This is a genomic window from Paenibacillus sp. 32O-W, from assembly GCF_007679495.1.
Lineage (GTDB): Bacteria > Bacillota > Bacilli > Paenibacillales > NBRC-103111 > Paenibacillus_L > Paenibacillus_L residui.
Map to the genome: position 1 here is coordinate 67241 of NZ_VEGP01000001.1, position 26465 is coordinate 93705.

General features: G+C 50.3%; 29 protein-coding genes. 13 read left to right on the plus strand and 16 right to left on the minus strand.

Annotated features, from left to right (window positions below):
* Positions 1-95: 95 nt before the first annotated feature.
* The 8 genes from FS806_RS00290 to FS806_RS00325 all read left to right on the plus strand — a co-directional run bounded on the left by FS806_RS00290 (position 96) and on the right by FS806_RS00325 (position 10414).
* Positions 96-1271 carry a THUMP domain-containing class I SAM-dependent RNA methyltransferase gene (locus FS806_RS00290; RefSeq protein ID WP_144931998.1) on the plus strand — a complete coding sequence of 392 codons (1176 nt, stop codon included), beginning with the start codon at positions 96-98 and terminating at the stop codon, positions 1269-1271.
* 954 nt (positions 1272-2225) lie between these two features.
* Positions 2226-4367: a DNA topoisomerase III gene (locus FS806_RS00295; RefSeq protein ID WP_313960558.1), complete on the plus strand. Its 2142-nt coding sequence runs from the start codon at positions 2226-2228 to the stop codon at positions 4365-4367.
* A 172-nt stretch (positions 4368-4539) separates the two neighbouring features.
* Complete coding sequence (locus FS806_RS00300) at positions 4540-5214, plus strand: response regulator transcription factor (protein WP_144932002.1); 675 nt, start codon at positions 4540-4542, stop codon at positions 5212-5214.
* Complete coding sequence (locus FS806_RS00305; RefSeq protein WP_144932004.1) at positions 5211-6578, plus strand: HAMP domain-containing sensor histidine kinase; 1368 nt, start codon at positions 5211-5213, stop codon at positions 6576-6578. Before FS806_RS00300 ends, FS806_RS00305 begins: the two co-directional genes overlap by 4 nt.
* A gap of 153 nt (positions 6579-6731) precedes the next feature.
* Complete coding sequence (locus FS806_RS00310) at positions 6732-7646, plus strand: ABC transporter ATP-binding protein (RefSeq protein ID WP_144932006.1); 915 nt, start codon at positions 6732-6734, stop codon at positions 7644-7646.
* Positions 7643-8356: an ABC transporter permease gene (locus FS806_RS00315; RefSeq protein WP_144932008.1), complete on the plus strand. Its 714-nt coding sequence runs from the start codon at positions 7643-7645 to the stop codon at positions 8354-8356. Before FS806_RS00310 ends, FS806_RS00315 begins: the two co-directional genes overlap by 4 nt.
* A 2-nt stretch (positions 8357-8358) precedes the next feature.
* Positions 8359-9093 carry an ABC transporter permease gene (locus FS806_RS00320; RefSeq protein ID WP_144932242.1) on the plus strand — a complete coding sequence of 245 codons (735 nt, stop codon included), beginning with the start codon at positions 8359-8361 and terminating at the stop codon, positions 9091-9093.
* A gap of 103 nt (positions 9094-9196) precedes the next feature.
* A complete protein-coding gene (locus FS806_RS00325) occupies positions 9197-10414 on the plus strand; it encodes a DUF418 domain-containing protein (RefSeq protein ID WP_144932010.1) in 1218 nt (405 codons plus the stop codon).
* Here the strand turns inward: FS806_RS00325 and FS806_RS00330 are convergent.
* The 7 genes from FS806_RS00330 to FS806_RS00365 form a co-directional block, all read right to left on the minus strand.
* On the minus strand, positions 10398-11411 hold the full coding sequence (locus FS806_RS00330) for a sensor histidine kinase (RefSeq protein WP_186328133.1): 1014 nt from the start codon (positions 11409-11411) through the stop codon (positions 10398-10400). The two genes, FS806_RS00325 and FS806_RS00330, sit on opposite strands and share 17 nt — an antisense overlap.
* Positions 11412-11544: 133 nt before the next feature.
* Complete coding sequence (locus FS806_RS00335; RefSeq protein WP_144932014.1) at positions 11545-12231, minus strand: response regulator transcription factor; 687 nt, start codon at positions 12229-12231, stop codon at positions 11545-11547.
* Positions 12232-12330: 99 nt separating this feature from the next.
* Positions 12331-13149 (minus strand): DUF2935 domain-containing protein, encoded by an 819-nt coding sequence (locus FS806_RS00340; RefSeq protein ID WP_144932016.1) that lies wholly within the window; start codon positions 13147-13149, stop codon positions 12331-12333.
* Between the two features lie 269 nt (positions 13150-13418).
* Complete coding sequence (locus FS806_RS25560) at positions 13419-14111, minus strand: BclA C-terminal domain-containing protein (protein WP_186328134.1); 693 nt, start codon at positions 14109-14111, stop codon at positions 13419-13421.
* A 203-nt stretch (positions 14112-14314) separates the two neighbouring features.
* Positions 14315-14815: a signal peptidase I gene (lepB, locus tag FS806_RS00355; RefSeq protein ID WP_260981917.1), complete on the minus strand. Its 501-nt coding sequence runs from the start codon at positions 14813-14815 to the stop codon at positions 14315-14317.
* Positions 14816-15296: 481 nt separating this feature from the next.
* Positions 15297-15524 (minus strand): YuzB family protein, encoded by a 228-nt coding sequence (locus tag FS806_RS00360; protein WP_144932022.1) that lies wholly within the window; start codon positions 15522-15524, stop codon positions 15297-15299.
* Positions 15525-15547: 23 nt separating this feature from the next.
* The gene (locus FS806_RS00365; RefSeq protein ID WP_144932024.1) at positions 15548-15850 is read right to left on the minus strand and encodes a HesB/IscA family protein; all 303 of its coding nucleotides are present in this window, start codon (positions 15848-15850) and stop codon (positions 15548-15550) included.
* A gap of 170 nt (positions 15851-16020) precedes the next feature.
* Between FS806_RS00365 and ytvI the strand changes: the two genes are divergently transcribed.
* The gene (gene ytvI / locus FS806_RS00370; RefSeq protein ID WP_144932026.1) at positions 16021-17106 is read left to right on the plus strand and encodes a sporulation integral membrane protein YtvI; all 1086 of its coding nucleotides are present in this window, start codon (positions 16021-16023) and stop codon (positions 17104-17106) included.
* Positions 17107-17115: 9 nt separating this feature from the next.
* On the opposite strand, the gene FS806_RS00375 is transcribed toward ytvI, so the two are convergent.
* The gene (locus FS806_RS00375; protein WP_144932028.1) at positions 17116-17361 is read right to left on the minus strand and encodes a hypothetical protein; all 246 of its coding nucleotides are present in this window, start codon (positions 17359-17361) and stop codon (positions 17116-17118) included.
* A gap of 259 nt (positions 17362-17620) precedes the next feature.
* Between FS806_RS00375 and FS806_RS00380 the strand changes: the two genes are divergently transcribed.
* The 3 genes from FS806_RS00380 (at position 17621) to FS806_RS00390 (ending at position 19006) form a co-directional block, all read left to right on the plus strand.
* Positions 17621-18115 (plus strand): MarR family winged helix-turn-helix transcriptional regulator, encoded by a 495-nt coding sequence (locus FS806_RS00380; protein ID WP_144932030.1) that lies wholly within the window; start codon positions 17621-17623, stop codon positions 18113-18115.
* Between the two features lie 57 nt (positions 18116-18172).
* Positions 18173-18580 carry a DUF3054 domain-containing protein gene (locus FS806_RS00385; protein WP_144932032.1) on the plus strand — a complete coding sequence of 136 codons (408 nt, stop codon included), beginning with the start codon at positions 18173-18175 and terminating at the stop codon, positions 18578-18580.
* An 87-nt stretch (positions 18581-18667) separates the two neighbouring features.
* Entirely contained in the window at positions 18668-19006 is a 339-nt protein-coding gene (locus FS806_RS00390) for a L,D-transpeptidase (protein WP_144932034.1), read from the plus strand.
* A gap of 10 nt (positions 19007-19016) precedes the next feature.
* Here FS806_RS00390 and FS806_RS00395 read toward each other — a convergent pair whose 3' ends face one another.
* The 3 genes from FS806_RS00395 to FS806_RS00405 all read right to left on the minus strand — a co-directional run bounded on the left by FS806_RS00395 (position 19017) and on the right by FS806_RS00405 (position 21917).
* Complete coding sequence (locus tag FS806_RS00395; protein ID WP_144932036.1) at positions 19017-20219, minus strand: M14 family metallopeptidase; 1203 nt, start codon at positions 20217-20219, stop codon at positions 19017-19019.
* A gap of 74 nt (positions 20220-20293) precedes the next feature.
* On the minus strand, positions 20294-21103 hold the full coding sequence (gene racE / locus FS806_RS00400) for a glutamate racemase (RefSeq protein ID WP_144932038.1): 810 nt from the start codon (positions 21101-21103) through the stop codon (positions 20294-20296).
* 157 nt (positions 21104-21260) lie between these two features.
* Entirely contained in the window at positions 21261-21917 is a 657-nt protein-coding gene (locus FS806_RS00405) for a polysaccharide deacetylase family protein (RefSeq protein WP_260981918.1), read from the minus strand.
* Between the two features lie 19 nt (positions 21918-21936).
* On the opposite strand from FS806_RS00405, the gene FS806_RS26480 reads away from it, so the two are divergent.
* Positions 21937-22248: a hypothetical protein gene (locus tag FS806_RS26480; protein ID WP_260981919.1), complete on the plus strand. Its 312-nt coding sequence runs from the start codon at positions 21937-21939 to the stop codon at positions 22246-22248.
* A 96-nt stretch (positions 22249-22344) separates the two neighbouring features.
* Here FS806_RS26480 and FS806_RS00410 read toward each other — a convergent pair whose 3' ends face one another.
* The 5 genes from FS806_RS00410 to selD form a co-directional block, all read right to left on the minus strand.
* The gene (locus tag FS806_RS00410; protein WP_144932042.1) at positions 22345-22767 is read right to left on the minus strand and encodes a disulfide oxidoreductase; all 423 of its coding nucleotides are present in this window, start codon (positions 22765-22767) and stop codon (positions 22345-22347) included.
* Between the two features lie 285 nt (positions 22768-23052).
* Positions 23053-23412 (minus strand): YtxH domain-containing protein, encoded by a 360-nt coding sequence (locus FS806_RS00415; protein ID WP_144932044.1) that lies wholly within the window; start codon positions 23410-23412, stop codon positions 23053-23055.
* A gap of 14 nt (positions 23413-23426) precedes the next feature.
* Positions 23427-23873 (minus strand): DUF948 domain-containing protein, encoded by a 447-nt coding sequence (locus FS806_RS00420; RefSeq protein WP_186328135.1) that lies wholly within the window; start codon positions 23871-23873, stop codon positions 23427-23429.
* Between the two features lie 297 nt (positions 23874-24170).
* Positions 24171-25241, minus strand: coding sequence for a tRNA 2-selenouridine(34) synthase MnmH (mnmH, locus tag FS806_RS00425; protein WP_144932048.1), 1071 nt, complete (start codon positions 25239-25241; stop codon positions 24171-24173).
* A gap of 26 nt (positions 25242-25267) precedes the next feature.
* Positions 25268-26317 (minus strand): selenide, water dikinase SelD, encoded by a 1050-nt coding sequence (selD, locus tag FS806_RS00430; protein ID WP_144932050.1) that lies wholly within the window; start codon positions 26315-26317, stop codon positions 25268-25270.
* Between the last annotated feature and the right edge of the window lie 148 nt (positions 26318-26465).

Below are 26465 nucleotides of genomic sequence, written 5' to 3' on the forward strand. Positions count from 1 at the left end.
AGTGTTTGTCACGCAGGGCAGATTATCCTATACTTAAGTATTGTATGGTTTTTTGTAGGGAAGAACAATACGGCAAACAGGATTGTACAAATGGGGTGAATGAGATCGAATTAATCGCAACTTGTCCTATGGGCCTGGAATCTATAGTTGCCCGGGAGCTCAAGGAGCTCGGGTATGAAGATATGATGGTGGAGAACGGCAGGATCATTTTCCGAGGAGATGAGCTGGCCATATGCCGAACCAACCTATGGCTGCGGACGGCTGACCGCATTCTGATCCGAATGGGCGAATTTAGGGCGACTACTTTCGATGAACTGTTCGAAGGAACGAAAGCGCTGGACTGGCCATCCTGGATTCCGGCCAACGGGGAATTTCCGGTCGAGGGCCGCTCCCATAAATCGCAGCTGTCCAGCGTGCCGGCCTGCCAAGGTATTGTCAAGAAAGCAATCGTTGAGAAAATGAAGCAGCGCTACCGGAAGGAATGGTTCGAAGAGACCGGCGCAAGATATGTTATTGAAGTATCGCTTCTGAATGACATTGCCACGCTGACCCTGGATACGACGGGTCCCAGCCTGCATAAGCGGGGTTACCGGAAGCTGGTCACCGAAGCTCCGCTTAAGGAAACCTTGGCCGCGGCCATGCTTCTCCTGAGCCGTTGGAATCCGGAGAGGCCGCTGTATGATCCGTTCTGCGGCTCAGGCACCATCCCGGTCGAAGCGGCGCTGTTGGGCTGGAATATCGCTCCGGGAATCCGGCGTTCATTCCCATCCGAGCATTGGCCCGCAGTGCCGGATCAAATATGGCAGCAGGCACGGGAAGAAGCTTATGACCTGGTGCGCGATGACATAGAGCTGCAAATTACCGGCTCCGACATCGATCCCAGCGCCATCGAAGTGGCTAAAGCCGCGGCCAAAAGCGCAGGTGTAGGCAAAGAACTCCGCTTTGAAGTCACTCCCGTAGCCAAAATCCGGCCGAACGGCGATTACGGCTGCATTATCACCAATCCTCCATACGGCGAGAGATTGGGAGATCGCTCCGCAGCGGAAAAAGCACTTCGACAGTTGGGCTCCGTCTTTCATGAGTTGCCTACCTGGTCGGCATTCGTGCTCAGTCCGACCAAGCAGCTTGAGCATTACTGGGCGCAGCCCCCGACCAAACGCCGCAAGCTGTTTAACGGGCGGATCGAATGTACTTTATTTCAATATTTCGGTCCCCTTCCTCCCCGCAAACCTAAGGAGGCAGCATCGGAGCAGAACGATCTGCAGCAATGAAAAACTGCTGTTGGAGTATTTCGTGGGTGAACGACCGCGTTTTAACGAGGTTTTTATCGCCAATTAGAATTTGAAGCTATTCAGGATACAGAAACTTATAATTCTATTGTGTTAAAAAAACCTAACGGAGCCTTTACTTTCGCAGAGCGAAAATCGATTTAAAGGTAAGAATGTATATGCCGCACAAATAGAAAACCATTGCTTTCTAATTGGTCTTGGGCGATTTAACTGTAATTTATGTAGGTAAATTCAAGCGAATGGGAGAAAAGGATTGAAGTAAATGGAAAAACTACAGTTAATATTGAAGGTTTTTGCTGAAATCGCCTTTTTTGCACAAACTAGCTGTAGTTTTTCCACTTAGTTACCGTCTTTCGCTCCAAGAGGAGCAAACTAACTGCATGAAATCCAGTTAGATACGCCATTCGGCGAGTACGGCACCAGAAGAAAACGAAATAGACGGTTTTTCAAGTTAAACGTCCGAGTCGAGTGTCAAACTACGGCATGATCGGGTTACTTAGCGGTCATGCCGTTTTTATGTCCATGCCCATTTCTCCCAAACCGTACTTTCTATCCTTCTCCGGGTTTGTCTAACCGGATGTTTTCTCTATCCGGATGTTCTTTTCCCGGCCCTTCGATTTATTATCCCCTTGAGTCAGAAATCGTTCTCTGAGAACGCTCAATCCTTTCATTTTCTCGTAAATGTATCAAGTCCTTTAGCGTGGAATTTTCTGAGCCGAAGGGATAATAGTCCAATGGGCACAGAAGAAGCAATTCAGCGAGCGAGTTAGCTATGACATTTGCGCACAAATCCGGCCTCCCCATCTCTGAGTCTCTGAAATTGGAAAGAACGAAGCGAAGAAACGCCTCCTTGTCCAAAGTCCGCTCCTTTTGTTACAATGGGCTGACAGAGTTAAGGCTGAAATGCCGAAACATAAGCGTTTAAGGAGAGCCATGATGAAAACGTTAGTACTTGCCGAAAAGCCAAGCGTTGCCAAAGAAATAGCCCGCGTGCTCGGTGCCCGCCAGAAGCACAAGTCCCATTATGAAGGTGCGGACTACGTTGTTACCTGGGCTTTGGGACATCTCGTCACCTTAGCGGAGCCGGAGGATTATGATTCGAAGTTCTCCACCTGGAAACTCGAGGACCTGCCGATCATTCCGTCCAAAATGAAATTGAAGGTCATCCGCGAAACCTCTCACCAGTTCAAAGCTATCGAAAGGCTCAGCCGGAGGAACGACCTGAAGGAGCTGGTCATCGCTACCGACGCCGGAAGAGAAGGAGAGCTCGTTGCCCGCTGGATTATGGAATTGATCCGCTGGAAAAAGCCGTTTAAACGGCTGTGGATCTCCTCGCAGACCGACCGCGCCATCAAGGAAGGCTTCGCCCAGTTGAAACCGGGATCGCAATACAACCGACTATATCAATCGGCTGTGTGCCGGTCCGAAGCCGATTGGCTGATCGGCCTGAATATTACCCGGGCGCTTACCAGCAAATATAATGCCCAGTTGGCTGCGGGAAGGGTGCAAACTCCGACACTGGCCACCATTATTCAGCGCGAGAACGAAATTCGCAAGTTCCAGCCGGTTGAGTATTGGACGGTGCAAGCCGATTTTGGAAGCTTCCAGGGCATATGGCGCAAGCCCGGTTCGGGAGAGCCGAGAATTTTCGACCGGTCGCAGGCCGAAGCGATCCGCAACAAGGTTCAGGGCCGCACCGGACAAATCATTCAGATTAAGAAGACGGAAAAAACGATTCCGCAGCCCTTGGCCTACGATTTGACGGAATTGCAGCGGGACGCCAACAAACGATACAGCTTCTCCGCCAAGCAGACCTCTAGCGTCCTGCAGCGCCTGTATGAGCAGCATAAGCTGGTCACTTACCCGCGGACGGATTCACGGTACCTCACTGCGGATATGGTCTCTACCTTGAAAGGCCGGGTCCAAAGCGTTGCCGTAGGCCCATATGCGCCGTTGGCCCGGCCCCTGCTGCAGAAGCCTCTCAAAGTGACGAAGCGGATTGTCGATGACAGCAAGGTAAGCGACCATCACGCCATCATTCCGACCGAGCAGCCCCTGCAGCTCAACCTTCTGTCTAACGAAGAACGGAAGCTGTATGATTTGATCGTCCGCCGGTTTCTGGCGCTGTTCTACCCTCCGTGCCGCTACGACCAGACAACGGTGCAAATCGAGGTGGAGAAAGAGACGTTCTGGGCAACGGGCAAGCAAATGAAGGAGACCGGATGGAAGGAAGTGTACGGGGCAAGCGATTTTAATGAAGAGGATGCCGATAACGATGCGTCTTCCGATGAACCCTCTTCCCAGCTACTGCCGGAATTGAAGCCGCAGGGTAAGATTACGGTCAAACGCTGCCAGGAAACCGGACGCTTCACCAAGCCTCCGGCCCGTTATACGGAAGCGACCCTGCTCACCCAGATGGAGAAGCACAACCTGGGTACGCCGGCCACCCGTGCGGATATTATTGAGAAGCTGCTCAACACCGATACGATTGAGCGCCAAGGAAACAGTCTGGTTCCGACGGGCAAAGGCTGGCAGTTGATCGAGCTCGCATCCGAGGAGCTTCGTTCTCCCGAATTGACCGCCCAATGGGAGATCGAGCTGGAGCGAATTGCCAAAGGTCAAGGACAGATGGAGCGGTTCCTGGAAAATATCCGGAAGCAGACCATTCGGATGGTGAGTGAGGTTAAGCAAAGCACGATCGAATATAGACCGCATAATTTAACCCATAAGAAATGCCCGGAATGCGGACAAAATATGGAGGAAAGAAAGACCAAGCGCGGCAAAATGCTCGTCTGCCCGAATCGGGAATGCGGATTTCGCCGGGCGGCAGAACCGAAGCTGGTTAACAAGAGATGTCCCCAATGCCACAAGAAGATGGAGATTCACGAAGGGAAAGCCGGCAAATACGTCCAATGCCGTCCGTGCAATATTGTAGAATCATTAAGCGATAGCGGCGGAGGCAAGGCGGCCGCCAGAATGAACCGAAAGCTGATTCAGCAGTATAGTGATAACGAAGGCCTGTCGAACAGTCTTGGAGATGCGTTAAAGGCGGCACTCCAGAAGCAATCCGAGAAATAAGATTCAAGCTTTCCCCGCTTTCCTCTTTAAGGAAGGCGGGGATTTTTGATTGCACGTTCGCTGGCGGAGCTTATTATTTATTGAACAGGATCGGCTCCAAGGCGCTTACGCTGCTCCGGTTATCGGAACATGCTATAATTTTAACAGATGCATGGAAAGGGCCTGATAGAAGATGAGCAAACAGGTTTTATTTCTCGAAGATGACCAGGAAATCGGCAGGTGGGTTAGCGATGATTTGACAGATCGCGGCTTCCGGGTGATCTGGCTGACTTCCGGAGAACAAGCGGCGAATCACATGCCGGATACGGACCTCGTCCTGCTGGATGTCATGCTTCCCGGGCTCGATGGCTTCTCCATCGGCCAAAGATTGAAGAAGGAGTATCCCGATACGCCTGTCCTGATGATTTCGGCGCGGTCCTCGATCGAGGATAAGCTGCAGGGGTTGCAGTTCGCGGACGACTATGTGACCAAGCCGTTCCATCCCGATGAGCTGGCCGCTAGAATAGAAGTGCTGCTTAGGCGTTATGGCAAAATGACCCCCTCCTTCCTCCAGCTCGGCCATCTCCATATCTATCCGGAAGAAAACCGGTTTCTGGATACACGGACCGGGGGAGACATCGTACTAACCGGCAAACAATTTCAAATCTTCACCTATTTACTGCGTCACCCTAATCAAGTTCTGACCAAAGAGCAAATATATGAGTCGGTATGGGGGGAGCCCTATCTGGAAGGGGATAAAACATTAATGGTGCACATTCGCTATCTGCGCGAAAAAATCGAGCGGGATCCCGGCAACCCGGAAATCATTGAGACGATTCGGGGCATCGGATACCGGGTAAGATCATGAAATTCCGTCATTCTCTGTTAGCCCGGTATTTGCTGATCGTGCTGATCGCCTTGTGCATGTGGCCGGTTCTCGTCCCGCTCGCCGGCCTTCTTTACTACTCGCCGCAGCTTTTTACCCAACCGTCCTCTCCCGACAATATTTATGAAAATGGACAAACCATCGAGCAAATGTGGCATAACGAAGCCGCACAGCTTGACGGGCAGTCGGAGGCGGCTATCGGTCAGCGGCTGCAAGAACTGAAGGAGCAATATCCTCTCGCCTCTATGTTCTGGGTCGATGCCGCGGGCGAGACGAAGCTGATGCTTCCCGAACAGGAAGGCCTTCCGAAACGATGGATGCCGGGGGAGATTATACGGTTCATGAAGGACAACAGAGGGATTGAAGCCGATCCGTTCACCGTTGTCTCACTGCTCGGCCGGGACTCGAATCAAGGTTTCATGGTCATTCAGATTCCGCGTTCATTGATGCGAACAGAATGGCTGGCCACACTGGACAACCGTATTCTGTACGCGATTGTATGCTCCATCTTCGTCTTCTTCCTGTTTGCATCCTGGCTGTTCTTCTACAAAATCCGCAGACGGCTAATCCGGCTTCAGGAAGCGATGACCCTCCCTGACGATGCCGGCATACCCCGGCCCGTTGAAGTGGACAAGAAGGATGAAATCAGCCAACTGGAGCATTCGTTTAATCATATGATCGGACAACTAACGAGCGGCCGGCAGCGGGAACAGGAGGAAGAAGAACTGCGCAAGCAGCTCATCGCCAACTTATCGCATGACATCCGAACCCCGCTGACGACGATCCGGGGGCATGCCTATTCCTTGCACAAGGAGACGTTGACGGAATCCGGCAGACAATCGCTTGCCCTCATTGAAGAGAAAACTGAATATTTGGCGCAGTTGATTGAAAATCTAATGTCCTACACCCTCCTGTCCGCCGGGAAGTACCCGCTGCAAATGGAAGAAAGCGACGTAATCCGCCTGACCCGTACTTCCATAGCATCCTGGTATCCGGTCTTTGAGAAGGAGCAGATCCAGGTGGAAGTCGATCTGCCGGACAAGGCCGCGATATGGATGGTCGATCCTCAGTGGTTCATCCGCATTCTGGATAATCTGCTCCAGAACGTTGTCCGACATGCCGGAACAGGGCAATATGTCGGTATACGCGCAGAAGTAAGGAACGGGGCTACAGCTATCGTCATTGCAGATAGAGGCCCCGGAATGAGGGCGGCATCCGGGCACAAAGGCGCCGGAATCGGCCTGACGATCGTCTCGATCATGGTCAAGGAGATGAACTTGAATTGGGACGTCTCCAGTTCATCGGAGGGTACCGTTATTTCACTGTATCCCAAACGGAATATATAACCCTTCGCTCCATATCCGCTTTTCCCGGAGCCGCTTCGGCTCCCCCCCCTTTGTCTTTTCGTTAGTTCACCTCATTTTTTTAAACGAAATTTAAACAACAGACCCCCCTGACTTTAACCTTCGGCCGTTAAGATTAAGGTCGAGGTGAGCACAATGAGTGATTTCGTTATCCAAACTTATAACCTGTCCAAGCACTACCCGTCGAAAAAAGCCGTAGACCAGGTCAGCCTAAAAATCAACAAAGGCGACATCTACGGCTTCCTCGGTCCGAACGGAGCGGGCAAAACGACTACCATCCGCATGCTGCTTGGATTAATCAAGCCCTCTCACGGGTCCATCAGAATATTCGGCAAGGACTTGCGCAAGGAAAAGCTGTCCATTCTTCGTAAAATCGGTTCTTTAGTCGAATATCCGTCTTACTACGGGCATTTGTCCGCCTACGAAAATTTGGAGGCCTTACGCCGGATCCTGGATGTACCGAAGACACGGATCGACGAAGTGCTGTCCATTGTCCGGCTTCAACAGGAAGCCAAACGTCCGGTCAAAGGATTCTCGTTAGGGATGAAGCAGCGGCTTGGCATCGCTGCGGCACTGCTCGGTAACCCGGAGCTTCTTATTCTGGACGAGCCGACCAACGGCCTGGACCCCGCAGGCATACTCGAAGTCCGTGAGCTCATTAAAAAAATGCCGGGAGAACACGGGATTACCGTTCTCGTGTCCAGTCACCTGTTGAGCGAAGTAGAGCAAATGGCTAACCGGGTCGGTATTATCCGCAACGGTTCCATGCTGTTCGAGGATAGCATCGACAATCTTCGGAAACGGACCAAAAGCAAGATCCGCATAGTCCTATCCGATCCGGAGCACGGACGGCGGATTATAGCCTCGACGGGGTGTCATGTCGAATTGCAGGAAGGAGCGCTGCTGCTTGACAGTATACCGGAGAGCAAAGTGGCCGAGGTTGTCGAACTGCTGGTGCTTGCCCGTCATTCGATATACCGGGTAGAGGAACAGAAACGATCTCTCGAAGACATTTTCCTCGAAATGGTCGGGGAGGGGAACAGCTTATGATGAGACGGGTCTTGGCGGCCGATTTTCTCAAAATCCGCAGAAAAGCGATCTGGTTTCTGATTTTCCTCGGCCCGTTCGGGGTCATAGCCCTGCAAGCCGCTAATTACGGCCTGCGTTATGATTACTTGACCAAAATTCATGCGTCCGATCTTTGGGGAGGATTTCTTACCGACATACAACATCTGCTCCCCGTTACTTTGCTGCTGGGAATGACGATTTTGGCCTCGATGATTGCCAACATTGAGCATCAGATGAGTTCATGGAAACAGCTTCTGGCACTGCCGATTTCACGGTTCTCGGTGTTTAGCGCCAAATTTACGCTGTGTATCGCTCTGCTGTTCGTTTCCTGCGTACTTCTCGCCATAGGGACAATCGGGCTCGGCCTGCTTTTGAAATTCGGAATGGATATCCCCATTCTGGATGTAGCCAAGATCAGCTTCTACCCGTTTATTGCCGCCTTTCCGATATTGGCTCTGCAGCTTTGGTTGTCGGTAATCATGAAAAATCAAGCCTTTCCGTTAACGTTCGGCATAGCGGGTGCAATTCTGTCCCCATGGGCTTTTTCCTTTCCGGACTGGTTTATGTGGAAGCTGCCTCTGTTGGAAAACAAAGCAAATATTCCCGAATATTCGGTAATTACAGGCCTGGCTGTCGGCTTGATGATCTTTCTTCTCGGTTCAATCCATTTTGCTAGACGGGATGTGAATTAATGATGAGGACCTTTCTGAAGGTGCTTAGCTCGGAATGGCTGAAAATGCGCAAATCGAACATATGGCTGCTTATTTTTATCAGTCCCGCCATATCGGCTTTCACCGGATTGTTACTTCCTTTAGATGAAACGCTGCCTCCTTGGCTGTACTTGTTTACGATGACAGCCAGTCTGCATGCTTTTATGTTTCTTCCATTATTGACGGGTGTCTTTGCCGCCTTCGTATGCCGTTACGAGCACGCTGCCGGCGGCTGGAAGCAGCTTCTCACCCTTCCCTTGTCCCGAGGCACGCTATATACGGCCAAATTCTTCGTGGTGATCCTGCTGCTGGCTCTTACGCAGCTCTTATATCTTCTCGTGCTGCTGGCCGCCGGGTATGCGCGCGGGATTGGAGAGGCTTTTCCTTGGGAGTTGATAGGTCCCGGCATTTTTGCAGGATGGGTGGCTACACTGCCTCTCGCCGCCTTGCAAATGTTCGTATCGACTGCCTGGGCAAGCTTTGCGGCTCCGCTGGCGATCAATGTGATTTTCACGATTCCGAATATGCTTATCGTGAAATCCTCAACCTATGGACCGTACTATCCGTGGGCCCAGCCGGTCTTATCGATGCTGTCGGTCTCCCCGGACAAGTATGGGGCGTTCAATGTATCGCTGGAAACGCTGCTCTTCGTCATCGTCGGCGGGTTCGTTCTCTTTTTCCTGTCCGGCCTGACCTATTTTCGCTATAAAGAAGTCTGATTGAAGCTTTTCTTTATAGATTCTTTAGAAATGGTCCTTACAATGAATTTGCGGCCGGAGCCCTCTCCGGCATGCAAATCATTAATATGGAAGGATGATTTCTATGCAACCCGTTGCAGCCAACGAACGAATCCAACTGCTGGATATCGCCCGAGGATTGGCTATACTCGGCATCCTGCTGGTCAATATGACGTTCTACAGCAGCTCCCTGCAGGCGATTCAATTCCAGATCAACCTCTGGCCGGACTTCTGGAACCAGGCGGCCAAGTCGATCCTTAGTATAATGGTTGACGGTAAATTCATCGCCATCTTCTCCTTCTTGTTCGGATACGGCATGATTCTTTTTAAAGACCGTGCCTTGGAGAAGGGCAGAAGATTTGTCCCGTTATATTTGCGGAGACTGCTGGCGTTATTGATCTTCGGACTTATTCACGGATGGTTTATCTGGTTCGGAGATATTCTCGTTCATTACGCCTTGTTGGGATTCATTCTGCTGCTGTTCCACAAATGCAAGCCTAAAACCTTGCTGGTCTGGTCTGTCAGCTTCCTAATGCTGATTCCCGCGCTGATGCTGTTTAGCGGAGGGAACGCCGGAGCCACCCCCCGGCTAAGCCCGGAATTTAAACAGCTTGTCCTGCAATGGATTGAGAGGGATCAAGCGATTTATGGCGGCGGAACTTTTGGGGAAATTCAGCGGCAGAGAGTGTCGGATTGGTATGCCAGCGCATTGAATCAAATTGCTTTCTATCCGCAAATCCTCGGATTGTTTCTGATGGGATCCTATATCGCCAAAAGGAAGTTATTTCATAATCTATCGGGCAATCGGTCTGTCCTTATTCGAATCTGCATCTGGACAGGAAGCTTCGGGTTTGTATCCACACTCCTCCCCATTGTTCTGGAGCAGACTGTCGGAACGAATGCCGGCGGATGGATCAATAGACTGGACGTGATCCGCTATTTGATCGGTAATCCGTCCATCGGCCTGTTCTATATTACAGGACTCGCGCTACTTATACAGAAGCCGTCATGGCAAAGAGCGCTAAGACCGCTGGCCAATGTCGGCCGTATGGCGTTCACGAATTATATTTTGCAATCCGTCCTCTGTACGCTGATTTTTTACCATTATGGCCTGGGACTGTACGGGCAGGCAGGGCCATTGGCGGGATCGCTGCTGGCGATAGCCGTATTTCTCTTGCAAATGGTGCTGAGCGCTCTATGGCTTCGCAAATTCCGGATGGGCCCTCTGGAATGGGTCTGGAGGATAGCTACCTATCGCTCCCTTTCTCCGCTACGAAAAAAAGGGATTACGTCTGCGCGCTGATCCGGATTTGCACATAAGCTCCCCCTCCCGGGCGGTTTCCAGCGGATACACTCCCTCCGTGCTTCTCCGCCAGCGTCTTCACGATATATAATCCTAACCCCGCATGACCTTTGTGAATGGAACGGGATGCGTCCCCTTGATAAAACTTCTCGAACATATGGAGCAGATCGGCCTCGGCGAAGCCCGGGCCGGTATCGCTCACCTCCAGAACGACGGATTCCGGACCGATTTCCACGCGCCATTCAATCTTCCCTCCTTCCGGAGTAAGACGAATGCTGTTGCTGATGACATTATCCAGCATTTGCTCCAATCGGAGCCCGTCAGCTCTGAACCAACCGTCGCACCCGTCCGCGACTTGTATTTCTGCTTGGAAATGCAATGATTTGGCAGAGCAAATGGTCCGGTATTCCTCCGCCTTTTCCCGGCAAAAAACAACCACGTCCAGCGAACGAACCGACAAAGAAAAATCCGGCTGATCGATTTCCGAGACGATGTCCATATCGTCCAGCAAGCGAACCGCCCGGTCCGTATTTTTGCGAATCGTCAGCAGGTAGCTGTCCAGACGTTCGGCCTGCTTAGCTTTATTCTCCAGCAAATTGTCCACGTGTCCCTGTATAATCGTCAGGGGGGTGCGCAAATCATGCGCAATAGCAGCCACCATATCCCGGCGTTCCTGCTCCATCTTCCACTGGGCGGACAGGGATTGATGAAGGGAGCTTCTCATTTCCTCGAAGGCTTCCGTCAGCTGCACTAATTCCTTGGATCCTCCCGTTACGGACAAGGTGAAATCCAGCTCGTTCCTCTGGATTCGGCCAGCTCCGTTTATTAACTGAACGATCGGAGGGACCAGCCGCTTACCTATTCTTCGGGCAAAAAGAAGGGTGAACAGAAGGATAAATACGAAGGGAGCCGCCATATTCCCCAGTACAAACAAGATAACAAAACCGACGCGGAAGACCTCCGGGAAATTCTCGATATTTTTGTTCGACAAACTCATAACATTGGTCATGTGGATAAGAAATTTGAGACTCCCCCCCCCCATACCGCCACGGTACAGATAATGCTCAATATCAGGGTGAGGATCAAGGCAATGGTGAATTGGCTGCGGAACGTAAATTTGTTCATGATGATCAGCCTCTCCCCCATCGGTAGCCGATTCCCCATACGGTACTGATGTAAGTTCTATCCGGATCGGCTTCGGCCAGCTTCGCCCTGATTTTTTTAATATGCTCGGTAATGGTCGAAGAATCTCCTTCCGCGTTCAGCCCCCATACTTTTTCATAGATTTGCTCGCGGGAAAACACCTGATGGGGGTGCATAAGCAGGAATTGGACGATTTCGAATTCACGAACGGTCAGTGAAATCCGCTGGTCTCGAATATACAGCTCATAGCTTTCCGTATCGAGGGCCAGCTCACCGTCATGAAGAATGAGGCGGCTCCTGTCTGTACGATTTCTTTGCTCACGGCGTAAGTGAGCCTTGATGCGGGCTTTCATCTCCTTGATGCTGAAAGGCTTGACCATATAATCGTCCCCGCCGACCATCAGCCCTCTAATCCGGTCCTCCTCGCCATGTCGGGCACTCAGGAACAGGATCGGGCACGATACTCTTCCACGAATGGCATGACATACTTCCCATCCGTTCATACCGGGCATCATCACATCCAGAATGATTAAATCCGGCCGGGCCGCAAGCCGCTCGAATACCTGCTCTCCGTTATAAGCGGCCGCAACCTCATAACCGTCATCCAGAAGCGCATCGCGTATAAAATCGACGATTTCGGGTTCATCGTCCACAATAAGTATTTTTTCTTTCATTGCCATTCCTTTCCTATCGAACTGTCCGCCAGTCCTGCGCAGCTTGTTCTCTCAAGGAAAAGTATAGCATATGGGAGAAGAGCGGGGTTATTTTAACGATTACTCTACTCTAGGTTTCGTAGGATCACAGGCAGGAGACTTCGTTTCGGAAACCTGGGCAAGTTTAATCAGATAATAGCATTCCTCCCGCGCCATATGATCCGCCATTAGCGGCTGCAGCGTTCCAAGGAGCTCCGCATTGAGACCCATCTCCTCCAGTTCCTGAAGAAACTCGCGGAACAATGTCATCTCCAGTTCGACTTCTTTGTTAAATCGGCTTAATGCCGGATATCTTCGCAAATTGGTACGCAAATAGCCGGCCATCTCTACTGCTTTGCTGTAGAGATCCGAGAAATGATGGGCGAAGGCGCCGCTTTTGGCAATCAACCGTTTTTCCACCATATCCACGGAGCTTTTAATCGATTCGGCATGCCCTACCGCATCCACAAGCCAAAGCTGATGAAGATGCACCGGATGGAAAGCGGGAACTTTCCCAGTAGTCATAATCGCCTGCAGAATCCGCAAGTATTCCTCTAATTCATTAACCATATGATTGACGAAGGTTGGAGGCAAGTGAAACCGGATATCATGCATCAACATTCTTTCCAGCAAATTCAACTTGAAAGCACGGAGCTCGCAGGCTCTCCAATAAGCTGTCTGGTTAAGCTTCATGATGTCATTCGCATTCAGGTTGGATCGGGCTTGCTTAAGCAGTTCGTCGAACGTCTTGATAAAATACTTTGCAGCACCTAGAGCCTTCCCTTCCTCCGCCGTAAGGGAATCGTAGATGAAGCGTGCATGATCCCCCAGCACCTGCAGCCAAAAACGGTGTTCGAACAGCACATCCGTTGAACGATCCGCCGCCAGAATATCTTCCATCCTATCTTCCGCCTCCTTCATGCTGGAACGAATTAAGCTTCCAATGAAAAATATGTTGGGTTGCGCGGAAATATGACGAATGAATCTATTAAACGGGCCGCTCAGCAGCAGTGGATTTTCGAAGAAATCGCACTTTCGCGGACACCATTTCTCCCTTCTAACATATATTGCAATTAAGAGAAATAACCCCACTACTTAGTAGTGGAGTTATGATCGAAGCAATCTTCAATATTCTCTTATTCTTGAATCTTGTGGGAGTTCATTCCGAATTAAGGAGTCAGCTTCTCGATGACGATGTTTGCGCTGATCGCACTCAGCGCTACCAAGGATACTCCCAGAAGGCCTGTGTTCACAAGCTGAAGTATGTGGGTTCCTGCCGGAACATTGACAATGACGTCTCCCAAAACAGGCAGTCCTGCGGAAACCAGAGTAAATACTGCGGCCGGAGAAGGAACCGGAGCACCATCCAGTTCTAGAGAGAACGATCCCAACAACGATACTCCCGCGGTATTCACAATGAAGGTGACACGATAGCTGCCCGGTTCAGAGATAACGATGTCGGTTGGAGTGGCGAGTGTGATAGCCGTTCCTCCGACAGCTCCTGTATTGTTGAACGGAACCGCAGCCCCTGGTCCGATGATATCGATAAGAGTGGAAGTTCTGAAGAAATGGGCAAAGGCCGACAAACCGTTCGTACTGGGTGCTCCCGGGGTCCCCGGAACTCCCTGCGGGCCCTGCGGACCAGCGGGGCCTTGCGGACCGATTGGACCTTGCGGACCTTGCGGACCCGGAGGACCTTGCAGGCCGCGCCGCCTCCGCAGTCTGCGGAGTGCAGCTATTTCCGCGCGTAATTTGCGCAGCTCGCGCAATTTTTCAGCCTTTTTTTCACTAACGCCGGAAACTCCCTTTGACGACGGACATAGTCTAACGGACTTTTTCTTGCGGACTATGAGACAACTCAATGAAGACACCTCCCTATGGAATTGGTTTATCTTATGAGTTGACTCTGTTTTAGGGTTGGACCTATAACTAGTTTTTGGTAGACAGGAATCTATTTTCTACCAAAAATAGGCTGATAATGATCATAGATACGTCTATCCGCCGTCAGCACACCGGTTGAATTTTGCACCGGGGAGTTATCACGGCCTCCCTAACAATAATCCGGCTAATGAATCGATTCGATTTGGTCGAAAGGAAAGATCCGAAAAACCGCCCTGCCTATAATTCGTTTGCTCTCCACAAACGGGTTCGACCACAGATGAGAATCCAGACTCTCATTCCGGTTGTCGCCCAGGAATAAATAATGCTCATCCGGAACAGTTACCGGGCCGAAATAATACTGCATCGATTCCTTAATGTAGCTCTCTTCTACCTTTACCCCGTTGCGATATAGCTTTCCTTCCGTTATTTCTATAGTGTCTCCCGGCAAGCCGATCAGGCGCTTAATGAGCTTTTTGTCGAGCTGAGCTTCTTCCGGCGGGTAGAAGACAACTATGTCTCCAAATTGTAACTTGTCCGGTTTGACCGTCTTGTCAATGATTAGAATATCGTGCACATTGAGGGTAGGCAGCATGGATTCCGAAGGTATGTAGGCAGCCTGTCCCACATTCGTTCTGACAAACAGCATAATACCCAGTAGCAAAACAAACGGCATCCAAGATTTCATAAGTCGTGTAATTCGTTGCACGGGAATTCCCTCCTGACCCTGTCTTTAAAGTTAGTTTCTCTAACTATAGTAGAAATTGGCCGTCATTGTAAAGTTTGCAGCGGCAAACACCGGAAAATAGGATAGAAGGCTTCACTTAACCCCATATAACTGCCATGGAATTCATATAAAAACTCAAATATCAGGGATAAACGGCTATCGCCGTCCTTAGGACGGGCGCGTTTACCGATGAAATATAAAAAAAGCTCCTAACGGAGCCTCTTCGAAGACGAATAACCCGGTTTTAAAGGTAGCTTTTTATGCCAATTAGAAAGTTTGTTCCATTTTAATGCTTTAATGAACTTAAACTTTCTAATGTGGTAAGAACCGGTATAGATGAAAACTTATACTTTCTTATATATAAATAAAAACCGTCCGTCTCCGTAAGTATGTTCTTTCGGATTCGGGCGGTTTTCAATGGGTGCAGCAAGGCTCTCCCGGTTTATGTCCTGATGTACTTCTTCGCTTTCTCCACCGCTTCATCCTCCGTCGGAGCGGTCACGTAGCGACCGTTGACAAAAATAAAAGCGTTCCGGATACACGGGCCGCAGTACGATTTGCAGCCGATTTTAATTTCCGTACCGGGTGCAAGCTTCTCCAGCTTGGGGACAAGCGTCTTCACTTTCGTGTGTCTGCATTTCTCGCATATTCGAATATCGTTCCTGGCCATCCCTGGCTCTACCTCCTAAAGCGCTAGTGATCTCCGTGGTTGCCTTTGGACGGGTTGGTAATAACGAAACCTTCCTGAGGAAGATACAAATAATCGATCTTTACTCCATCCAGCAACGGCTCGTTTCGGTCCAGCAGCACCTCAATCTCTTTATCGGTCATGATGATTTCATCATTATCCCCGTGCTTGTCCAAATCGAGGCCGTAGTGGGCGTGGTCTCCATGCTTGTGAGTAACCAGGACCCTCAGTTTCAGCTCTTTGTTCTCTTCCTTGTTCAGTTCTTGCAAAATTTTTTTAGCCGCATTGCGGGTAATTTTACATTTCATAGTTTTCATCCTCTCATTTAGCCTGTAACTAAATTATAACCTAATTGCCCATACTGCTATTGTATCATGTCTTTCCATGTGGTAACTATCGATTTTTTCGACTATGATAACATTATGGTATCTTGTTGCCGGATCTAACACCCTTAATATAACGAGGTGAAAGCACTGTCATGCAGTCGTTCTATCGAAAATATTACAAAACCATCTTTGACATCGCCTTGATAGGCATTACCATTTACTTGTTCATGCTCCTGTTCAGCTATTTGTACAAAATTGCGACTCCGATCTTTTTCGCTCTGGCAATCTATGTCATTATTGAACCGTTGGCCAAGTTCCTGCACCGCAAGGGAGTGAAAAAGTCGATCGCTTCCACCATCTCCACCCTGGTGTTCATTCTCGTCATTCTTGCCATCCTGACCGGACTCGGCGCGATCTTCACGAGCCAAATTTACAATCTTGTAGAGAAAATTCCGGTTTATCAGCGTATCCTTCAGGAACAAATCGTTAACAACGTAGACTTCTGGCAGGAGAAGCTGAGCAATGTCTCCCCGGAATGGATAGAGAGAGCCAAGGAATTCTCCTCGACCATTATTGAAAGGGGAGGTAAATTAGCTACCGGCTTCTTAAATGCCCTGTTCACCGGGTTGACTTCCGTCTCGACCTTTCTCGTCAATTTCCTGATCGGGATTATTCTGGCCTATTTTCTCAGCATTGAAAGCGAGAACTGGAAACGACTTGCCCAAACCCATACACCCAAAACTTTCAAGAAGGCCTTCCAGTTCATCAAGGAGAACGTTCTGCTCGGAATCGGCGGCTATTTAAAGGCCCAGCTCAAAATGATTTCGGTCACGTTCATCGTCATCTTCGCCGCCCTGCTCGTGCTTGGAGTGAAGAATGCCTTTTCGATTTCGCTGTTGATGGCTATTTTTGATCTGCTGCCGCTGCTCGGCGTATCGACCGTTTTCATCCCCTGGATCATTTATTTATTTATCGTCGGCCAGACGACCATGGCGATTTGGTTAACGGTCCTGTTCGCCACCGTCATTATTGTCCGGCAATTGCTGGAGCCCAAGATCACCGGAGATACGCTGGGAGTATCAGCCTTCACGATGCTTTCCTTTATGATTATCTCCTTGTCTCTGTTCGGCGTGGCCGGCCTGATTCTGTCGCCGATTCTTATTATTACTCTTAAGGCTTTGTATGAGCAGGGCTATTTAAAAAGCTGGATCCGTCTCCCCGAAGAAGAATATGAGTAAGGGCAATGATTACTCCGTCTTGTCCGGGCCCAAATATTTGCTGCCTATTCGGTCGGCGAACCAGTTCGCTGCCAGCATAGTAACGGCGATATCATCCAGCGGCATGAATGGGAGTACATCAGGCAGCACCCAATACAGCAATACCGGGATGAGAAAGAGCAGCTTCACCCTCAGGGGAACCTGGGAGGCAGCAAGAAGACGGTATACTTTTCGGAAGACATGGGACCAATGCTTTAGAGACAGAAGCTTGCGCATGAATTTTCCCTCCTGGCCGGGATTTCCTTCCTATGTCTATTGTGCCATACTCGGAAATGTTTAGACATCTTTATTGCTTCTATCCTATCACTTGACATCATATGGCAATTTCCTTATGATTTAGCCGAGTACTTTACCGGCTGCAATCGTGAGGCAGGTCGGCTGCGGAGGTAACGTTTCTTCCGACGGTTGTATTGGATCGTCCCATGCGCAAGTCATTTATCGATTTATTATTAGCGGGCAGTTAAGGAGTGAAGTTATGACTCATCGGATCAACGACAAGCACAACTCTAGAAAGAATGAGTTACTGGACCAATTGGAGGGCTTGGCCGGTGAATTCGTCCATCTTGTCGGACACGAGCTCCGGCAAATCAAAGGAAAGGTCCAATTGGCGGATGGGCAGATTTTTCTGCTGATTCTTCTATCCAGAATTCCTTACTGCAAAGCTACGGATATAGCTAGTCACATAGGAATCACTTCCGGGGCCGTAACCGGGATGACCGACAAGCTGGTCAATATGGGATTTATTACGAGGGAGCGCTCAGAGCAAGACCGGAGGGTCGTGCTCTTCTCCATTACGGAGAAAGGGCGGGAAACGGTCAATCAAATTCGCGAAGCAAGAGGTGCCTGGTTCCGTGAATATCTATGCGAATTGACGGAGGAAGAAATGGGGAAAGCGGTTGAGGTGTTTGCCAAGCTAAAGTCACTGATCACCTTGCGTCGAGGCGGAGGCATTCAAGATTCGGATTCTTAGCCCGCTCAGAGCCTTCGCCGGTCTTATTGGCAGCCTCCCGAGAGGAGAAAGCAAACCATGAAGCACGTTAAGAAAAGATCCAGGACGGCTGTTCTCTTGCTTCTGGCAGGAGATTGGGCCGTTCTTCTCTTATTTACAATGCTGGGAGGTTTGGAGCACAGGATGGGCTTGTCTCTCTGGGACGTAGTCATCGTTGCGATGCCCTATCTATTGGTATGGCCTGTCATCGCTTTATGGACAGGAGCTTACCGCCGCACCGCTTATTCCGGATACGGCAAAGCGGCCATCGTTACCGCATGCGCGTGGATCATTACCCATCCTCTGGCGTTAGCTCTGCGCTGGATTTTATATAACAAACCGGCTTTCACTACCTTTGCGCCTGTTGCTCTTGTGTTTGTCTATTTATTTCTGGCCGCATGGCGTCTATGCTTCGTGTGGATATATCGAAGAATATCACGCCCTTGAACTGTAATTCCATGCACCCGGGCACTCCTCCAAACATAGACTGATGACAAGCACAGGATTGCTTGATTAGGATAAGGAGGAGATCGTGTGCCGGCCTATCGCATCATTGTTGATTTGTCCGACCGGAAGCTGTACTTGCTGGAGAATGACCAAGTCGTCCGGGAATTTCCCGTCGGTATCGGTAAAATCGTCTCCGCTACACCAGTCGGACATTTCACGATTATTAATAAGCAAGCGAATCCCGGAGGGCCGTACGGAGCTTTCTGGCTGGGATTGTCGAAGCCCCATTACGGCATTCATGGAACGAACCAGCCGTCTTCCATTGGGCAGCAGGTGTCCAAAGGCTGCATCCGAATGCATAATAAGGATGTGCTGGAGCTTGCCCGCCTGGTCGGAATCCGTACTGAAGTGACCATTCGGCCTTGATCGGCCCCTCTTACACGACAAGCCCTTCCAGCATGATCCCGATCACATCGTTATAGATTTGCGGGAATTGGCTGATGGGCAGCGGATTCGTTCCTTGCCCGGCCTCTACCGTAAATCCGGGCCTCCGAAACTCCAGAATGAACCAGTCTTTATAACCCGCATCGCTTCCTGTCAGCCTGACCGGCCGGTATCCGCTCACACGTGCGAACCGCTCGGCGATTCCCTCCGATTCAGGCGGCTCCAGGTCGCGGTAATTCCAGTAGATTTCTCTTCCTTGGGTATGGAAGGCGATGACCAGACGAAAATCGTTATTCCTCGTAAATTGGGCAACAGCGATGGCCTCCGGCTCCGTAAGCGGCGCCGTTCCGGGATAATCTCTCGGCCCGGGTCCGGGGACTTCCCGTCGTTCCTTCTCCACTTCCCAGAACGCGGGATACTGGTCGTTCAAGTCCACGCCGCGAATATTTGCCTTCCAGCCCGAGAAATCGTACGATCCTTCGTTCCATTGCAGCAGCTCCCGGTAGAACGGATGCTGAGGGGTGACTCCTTCCTGAACCAGCTCCACCCCGTCCGGGTTAACCATAGGCACGATCCAGAGAGAAGTCTGCCGGTACAATTCAGCGGCATCCCTCCCCCTGATCCTTCCTCCAGCGGCATATGCCGAGCTGTATTCCTCGATAAACTTCATCAGCAGCAGGGTCGTGATCCATTCATTGGCATGGAAGGACCCGTTATAGTGCACCCTTCTCGTTCCCCCGCCAATTTTAACGGCCGGTATCGGTTTTCCCATGACACTATAGCCGATCACAACGATTTCCAGGAAAGGATACCTCTGTTTCAGCAGTTCCAAGTCCTCCATCATTTCCCTATAACCGTAAGGCGCATTCGTATTCACAATGGACATTCCACGGCCAGGGGGCAGTACAATAGTTTGTCCGATGCGCAAATATCGCGGGTTGATTCCCGGATTCGCCGCAAGCAGATCATTCAGCTCGATATTAAACCGGCGGGCAATATAATAGAAGGTATCTCCCGCCTGAATAACGTACTGATTCGTTGTCCGGTCTGGAATCACGATGACTTGCCCGGGAACCAGGTAGTCCTGCTCCGATAATTGCGGGTTGGCCGCAAGCAAAGCCGGTACCGAGAGCGCGTATTTTCGTCCTATCCGGTACAGCGTATCTCCTTTTTGCACGACATAAGAAAAGGGCATAAACCCCACCTCCACAGAAGATGGCCTATGCCCTAAACATATGATGAAATTATATCCTTCATGCCGAATCTAAATTAATAGAGTCGGGAAACCTGCCAAACAATGGGTGTGACTTTAATTTGCTCCTCCAACCAGCTTTGAGCAATCCTCTGAAAGAGCTTCGGGTCCCCACTGCAAAAAAATTGATGGATAGGCTGCTCACCCGTTAAAGCCAATTGTCCGCTGTGGGACAAGATGGTGCTTATTTCCCTGGCGGTTTCTTCCGCGGAATTGATTAAGGATACTTCCGGCCCCATAACCTCTCCTATCACGTCGGCCAGGAACGGGTAATGAGTGCATCCGAGAATGAGGCAATCCATAGGCTGCTTACGGAATAACTCCAGAACGCATCCAATCTCCTTACGCACCTCTTCCCCGTTGAACAATCCCCGTTCCACTAACGTAACGAAGGTCGGGCAGGCCAAGCTTAACACTTCCGTCTGCGGGGAAATTTCCTGAAGGGCTTGCTCATAAGCACCGCTTCGAATCGTTCCTTCGGTTCCGATGACCCCGACTATCCCGGTGCGTGTTGTTTTGATCGCGGTCCGAGCCCCCGGGTGTATGACTCCTACCACTGGGACAGAGACGGATTTGCGGACTTCCTGAAGCGCTACAGCGGTAGCTGTGTTACAGGCAATGACAATCATCTTCGGCCCGAATTGCAATAAATAATCAACGATTTGCCGGGTAAACATTAAGACTTCCTCTGGTGAACGGGGCCCGTAAGGGGTTCTGGCCGTATCGCCGAAATAAATAATTTTTTCCCTTGGGAGCTGTCTCATCACTTCCTTGACGACAGTCAATCCACCCACCCCAGAATCCAATATAGCTATGGCACGCTGCACATTTATACGCTTCCTTTGCTGTAAAATAACTAGCTGCTTTCCTTATAGACTATGTAAGTGACTTCCAAAGCGTCCTTGTCTGTAGCGCTCAAATACACTGTCGGGATCATCCTGTTCCCGCCGAAGGTAAGGGGTTTATCGGCGTACGGCCTGCGGTTCACTGCTCAAAATCGGTCAGAAGCCCAAATTCGTAGCCTTCTTCCTTGATGGCCTTAATAATGCGGTCCAGCGCTTCAATATTTTCCTCGGAGCCTTGATGCATCAAAATAATATTGCCGTCATGCAGATTATTCATTATGTCGTTATACGGATCTTCTGCCCCATTCTCCCTGGGCTCCCAATCTCTCATTGCCGTAGACCAGAATACCGAGGAATAATCCATCCCGGAAACTAGATCCAGCAGATGCAAGCTATATTTTCCATAAGGGAACCGAAAGAAGCGCGGAATCGGCTCACCTGTAATTTCCTCATACATGCGTTCATATTCCTCCAGGTCCTGCTTCACCTGCTCATCCGTCAGGGTGGTCAGGTCCTTGTGAGTCATCGTATGATTGCCCACCAAATGCCCTTCCTCTACAAGCCTCTTAAGGAAATCCGGATGCTTCTTCACATTATAGCCGGCCAGGAAATAATTCGCTTTAACATCATTGTCCTTGAGCGTCTGCAGCATCTTATCCACATCCCCGAGCGGTCCGCCCGTATCGAAGGTAAGATAGACCTTCTTGCCCGTTCCGACATAGATTACCCTGTGCTCTGGTTTATACTGCTTGGTTTCAGACGGAAATCCGGGCACTTCCCCCTTGCCCTTCTTCATATAGTACCAGGAGACCGCTTTGCGGCTTGGGTCTTCCGGAGCCGGAGAAGGCTCTGGCTTGGCCGTCTGCTGCGGGGTGGGTGCGGGCGTGAGAGAAGGCTTCGGCGATTCGGTCGGAGCAGGCTCCGGTGTATCCGAAGGCTCGGGAGTTCCTTCCGGCGTGACGGACGGACTCGGCGATGGTGAAGCAGCAGGCGTCTCCGCAGGAGCTTCGGAAGGTCTTGGCGAAGGGCTTGCTGTAACTGTTGGAGTATCCTCCGGCAGAGCGGGACGGCTTGCTCCGGAACAGGCCTGCAATAACGCTGACGCAGTTACGAGTACGGCTATATAGGCTGTAAACTTGATCTTTATCGTAATCACCTCTGGTTGTGACTTCTAGCAGACCTCTAGTAAAATCATCCTGCTGCGCGGATATCTCACAGGCCCTTTATTGAGCTTTACGGATAAGCCATTGAAGAACGGCTATGATAATAAAAGCTATAAGAGCAAGCAGCGGAATGGTAATGAAGCCGAACCAATCCAGCGCATCGGTATTACAGGGAACCAGACCACATGAAGCGGCCGAATCTTGTAAAAAAGGAATCTTCTGAATGGAATAATGATAGATTGAGAAAAGGCCTCCTCCGATCGCTAGCGGCAGAGCATAAGTATACACTTTATAATCCTTCCTGACCGTGGCGACAGCAAACAAAACTACCATCGGATACATGAAAATTCTTTGTATCCAGCAAAGCTTGCATGGTTCGTATCGGAGAATTTCGGATAAATACAAGCTTCCCATCGTCGCTACCAGCGCGACCGCAAAGCTCAAATGCAGACCGTTGTTGAGTACGAACTTTCTCCAGTTCATGTAATTTCCTCCCGCATAAGCCTCATAGAAACATATGAATAATCCAAGCTTACCAGATTCTCTGTTTCTTCACAATCTAAGACTAAGAACGGAATAAGCATGCAAATCTTATACATTTATATTAAAAAAAGCTCCTAACGGAGCCATCTCGAAGATGAATAACCCGGTATTAGAGGAAGCTTTTTATGCCAATTAGAAAGTTTGTTCCACTTTAATGCTTTAATGAACTTAAACTTTCTAATGTGGTAAAAAAGGGGCCCTGCCGGCCCCTTCTTCAAGCAATCGTTATTCTTTCTTGCTCTCCTCCATATCCGCTTCCAGCTTCGCCCGTTCTTCCGCCACTTTCCCTTCCGCCTCTTCCAAAGCGGTCACAGCCACTTCTTTGCCGGCTTCCTTCCAGGCCTTCACTTCTTCCACTACCGTACCCGCTACTTCTTTAGCCTTACCGAACCATTCACTGGTCTGATGCCCGATATTGCCGGCGATTTTCTGGGTTTTGTCGCTTAACTGCTGCGCCTGATCCGCGATATCTTTGCGCAACTCCCGTCCGGATTTCGGAGCCAGCAGCAAAGCCGTCACCGCGCCAATCACACTACCAACCATGGCTCCCACCAAAAAATCTTTTCCGTTCATTTTGTTAGACATGGTATCAACTCTCCTTAAGATTTGGATTTGTTCTTGGACCCTCTGTATTCCTTCCAGGCTGACCATAGCTGGGCACCGGATACGGCCCATTCAATCAAATCGGTTACCCGACTGCTCTGAATGGCTTTCTGAGCGGTATTCGCGGAGGTGGCGACCGCCGTTGAAACCTGACGGACGGAATTCGTTACCTGCCGCAAGGCTTCTCCGGTCTCGCCGATCGAACGGCAGACGGGGTCCAGAGTCCTCAATTTCTCGTGAATATCGTTCGTTACCGCTTCAGTGGATCTAAGGAGGTGGGTTGTCTCCTTGCTAACCTCAGCCAGCTCCTGTTGAACCTTCTGCAATGTCTCTTGCGTAATCTCCAATGATTTTTTCGCAGTTTGAATAATACGGACTAAATAAAAGACAAGAACAACGATGCTGGCTGTAATGACCGCCAAGCAAATCTCCCAAGCAGCCAATAGAACTCCTCCCTTCCTTCCGCCGATGGGTAGATGCCCATATACTACTAATATTATAAGTTAGTAATTTCATTTTGACACAGCAAAACAGGAAAAACTTCGCAAATATTCAAATTTTCATAAAAAAAGCTCCTAACGGTGCTTCTTGAAGATGAATAACCCGGTATTGGAGACAGCTTGTTATGCCAATAGGAATCCTCGATCTTCAACACATTAACACTGAAAAGAACTTGAGAATTCCTATGTGGTGACAAAATTCTGGCTTTGGGCCGTAATTATGATAAATGGGGCTTAGGCTTATTTAGTTACCTGCTCCCGAACCGGATTTGCCCGGTCGGTACGCATCCGCAGCAGTGCCGCAATCTTGTCTGTCGCTTCCTGAACGGAGCCTGCCTGAATACTTCTGCTTTCACCGTTATATTGCAGTCCCGCATGGTCATAACGCGGATCATAATAATATTCTAGAAGCAGGGAGACGGCTTCGCCGTACCGCTCCTCCTTGAGGCAGTTTTCGATCTGCTGCGCAGCCGGCGTATGGATGCGGTTCTTGATCCGTTGGAAAGCTTCCATGCACATTTCCTTGTGCTCCTCCGGCTTATAATCGTTAAGGATGTTCCTAACCCGAACGTCCCAGGGAATTTCAATCATATAATGCTCGCCCCTTTTCTTTCCCTCCACCAGGAAATCGGGCAGAACCACTTTGCCGATTCTCTTACTCTCGGCCTCCATCAGCAAATAAGGCGCATCCTTATATTTCAGCAGCTCCTGGATCAGCATGGATTCGAAATTTTTCTGGTTGCTCGGTTTTTTGCCGATATGGCCGAAGATTGAGCCTCTATGGCCGGCAAGCTCTTCCAAATCCAGCACAGGGAAGCCCTGTTTGGCCAATCCTCGCAAAATTTCCGTCTTACCGGTTCCGGTATAGCCATGAATAACAATACATTTGGAGGTTAGTTGAAAAGAATCGAGCATAGAAACGACCCATTTCCGGTACGCCCTATACCCGCCAACCAACCGTTGAGCCCGGATTCCCATTAATGACAGTACGGTTGCAGTCGTCTTGCTGCGCATCCCGCCCCGCCAGCAGAATACGGCCTTCGGACGCTCACCCAGCGCCTCAAATTGCTTGATAAAAGCCGGAAGCTTCCGCGATACGATCTCCAATCCTTTATCTTTGGCAGCCTGTATGCTTACCTGCTTGTAAAGGGTTCCTACTTCCTTGCGTTCCTCATCCGTAAAGATCGGAATGTTCAAGCTTCCGGGAATGGTAGATTCCTCAAATTCGCTCGGGGAGCGAACGTCGATCAGGAGCAGCTCGTCCGACTGGCGGCGCTCCAAAAGCTGTTCTATCGTTATATCTTGAAACATCAGAGGTCACCTCATCTAGTATGCATCTACTGAACGATAATCCTTCCCGGATGGTCTGCCGTCACTTCTCCGATGAGAGCCGCTTCCACTCCCGCCTCCAACAGCTTCTGAAGGAGAGCGTCGGCTTCCGCTTCGGGAACCGAAATCAACAAGCCTCCCGATGTAACGGCGTCACATAGAATCCATTGTCCGATCTGGTCTATCGATTCGTCAAAGGTAACCTTCCCCTCCAGATGGGCGTAGTTATTTTTGGTGCCGCCAGGCACCTGGCCTGCTTCGGCCAGCTCACGGACCCGGGGGAGCACAGGTACACTCTTGTGATTGATGCGTATGCCTACCCCGCTTCCATTGGCCATTTCGTATGCATGACCCAACAAGCCGAAGCCCGTTACATCCGTACAAGCATTAACTCCGTAGGGCTCCATCGTCTCTGCGGCCTTCTTGTTAAGGGTAGTCATCACTTGGGTCACCCGGTTTACCTCTTCCTCGCTCAACAGGTCCTTCTTGATGGAGGTGGTCAAAATCCCTACGCCAATAGGCTTGGTCAGAATGAGCCGATCTCCCGGCTTCGCCCCGGCATTGGTTCTGACTCTATCCGGATGGATCACCCCGGTTACCGCCAGCCCGAATTTGGGCTCGTTATCATCGATGGAATGGCCGCCGACCAGTGTTACTCCGGCTTCCTTCATCTTATCCCCCGCTCCGCGCAAAATCTCGGTCAGCACCTGCTTGTCCAGCTTGCGAATCGGAAACGCGACGATATTCAAGGCCGTCAGCGGCTTGCCGCCCATCGCATAAATATCGCTTATGGCATTGGCCGCGGCCACCTGTCCGAAAGAATACGGGTCGTCGACGATCGGCGTGAAGAAATCAACGGTTTGTACAAGCGCCAGTTCGTCGTTCAGCTTGTACACTCCCGCATCATCGCTAGTATCCAGGCCGACCAGCAGGTTCGGATTAGACTCCGACTGGGGCAATCCACGCAGCACCTGTGCAAGATCGGCCGGTCCGATTTTGCAGCCGCAGCCTCCTTTAGTTGATAATGAAGTTAATTTAATCCGTTCCTCTTGACTCATGGAAGCTCTCATCCTTTCCTTCTTCTATTATCATTGTATCCGGGAATCTCTCCCGATAACAAATAAACGGTTTAATTCCGGTAAAATGGCTCTCCTGACCCGGATTTGTCGCAATAGATACAGGCCGGCCATCAAGAAGCCCGGAGCT

What these genes read in the sequence shown, in the direction of transcription:
- selD (WP_144932050.1), bottom strand. Translation starts at nt 26,317, where the DNA reads ATGAGTCAAGAGGAACGGATTAAATTAACTTCATTATCAACTAAAGGA.
- FS806_RS00305 (WP_144932004.1), top strand. Translation starts at nt 5,211, where the DNA reads ATGAAATTCCGTCATTCTCTGTTAGCCCGGTATTTGCTGATCGTGCTG.
- FS806_RS00320 (WP_144932242.1), top strand. Translation starts at nt 8,359, where the DNA reads ATGAGGACCTTTCTGAAGGTGCTTAGCTCGGAATGGCTGAAAATGCGC.
- FS806_RS00335 (WP_144932014.1), bottom strand. Translation starts at nt 12,231, where the DNA reads ATGAAAGAAAAAATACTTATTGTGGACGATGAACCCGAAATCGTCGAT.
- FS806_RS00340 (WP_144932016.1), bottom strand. Translation starts at nt 13,149, where the DNA reads ATGGAAGATATTCTGGCGGCGGATCGTTCAACGGATGTGCTGTTCGAA.
- FS806_RS00360 (WP_144932022.1), bottom strand. Translation starts at nt 15,524, where the DNA reads ATGGCCAGGAACGATATTCGAATATGCGAGAAATGCAGACACACGAAA.
- FS806_RS00380 (WP_144932030.1), top strand. Translation starts at nt 17,621, where the DNA reads ATGACTCATCGGATCAACGACAAGCACAACTCTAGAAAGAATGAGTTA.
- FS806_RS00410 (WP_144932042.1), bottom strand. Translation starts at nt 22,767, where the DNA reads ATGAACTGGAGAAAGTTCGTACTCAACAACGGTCTGCATTTGAGCTTT.
- FS806_RS00375 (WP_144932028.1), bottom strand. Translation starts at nt 17,361, where the DNA reads ATGCGCAAGCTTCTGTCTCTAAAGCATTGGTCCCATGTCTTCCGAAAA.
- FS806_RS00330 (WP_186328133.1), bottom strand. Translation starts at nt 11,411, where the DNA reads ATGAGTTTGTCGAACAAAAATATCGAGAATTTCCCGGAGGTCTTCCGC.
- FS806_RS00325 (WP_144932010.1), top strand. Translation starts at nt 9,197, where the DNA reads ATGCAACCCGTTGCAGCCAACGAACGAATCCAACTGCTGGATATCGCC.
- lepB (WP_260981917.1), bottom strand. Translation starts at nt 14,815, where the DNA reads ATGAAATCTTGGATGCCGTTTGTTTTGCTACTGGGTATTATGCTGTTT.
- mnmH (WP_144932048.1), bottom strand. Translation starts at nt 25,241, where the DNA reads ATGTTTCAAGATATAACGATAGAACAGCTTTTGGAGCGCCGCCAGTCG.
- FS806_RS00300 (WP_144932002.1), top strand. Translation starts at nt 4,540, where the DNA reads ATGAGCAAACAGGTTTTATTTCTCGAAGATGACCAGGAAATCGGCAGG.
- FS806_RS00295 (WP_313960558.1), top strand. Translation starts at nt 2,226, where the DNA reads ATGAAAACGTTAGTACTTGCCGAAAAGCCAAGCGTTGCCAAAGAAATA.
- FS806_RS00385 (WP_144932032.1), top strand. Translation starts at nt 18,173, where the DNA reads ATGAAGCACGTTAAGAAAAGATCCAGGACGGCTGTTCTCTTGCTTCTG.
- FS806_RS00365 (WP_144932024.1), bottom strand. Translation starts at nt 15,850, where the DNA reads ATGAAATGTAAAATTACCCGCAATGCGGCTAAAAAAATTTTGCAAGAA.
- FS806_RS00395 (WP_144932036.1), bottom strand. Translation starts at nt 20,219, where the DNA reads ATGCCCTTTTCTTATGTCGTGCAAAAAGGAGATACGCTGTACCGGATA.
- ytvI (WP_144932026.1), top strand. Translation starts at nt 16,021, where the DNA reads ATGCAGTCGTTCTATCGAAAATATTACAAAACCATCTTTGACATCGCC.
- FS806_RS00405 (WP_260981918.1), bottom strand. Translation starts at nt 21,917, where the DNA reads ATGAAGAAGGGCAAGGGGGAAGTGCCCGGATTTCCGTCTGAAACCAAG.
- FS806_RS00310 (WP_144932006.1), top strand. Translation starts at nt 6,732, where the DNA reads ATGAGTGATTTCGTTATCCAAACTTATAACCTGTCCAAGCACTACCCG.
- FS806_RS00315 (WP_144932008.1), top strand. Translation starts at nt 7,643, where the DNA reads ATGATGAGACGGGTCTTGGCGGCCGATTTTCTCAAAATCCGCAGAAAA.
- FS806_RS00415 (WP_144932044.1), bottom strand. Translation starts at nt 23,412, where the DNA reads ATGTCTAACAAAATGAACGGAAAAGATTTTTTGGTGGGAGCCATGGTT.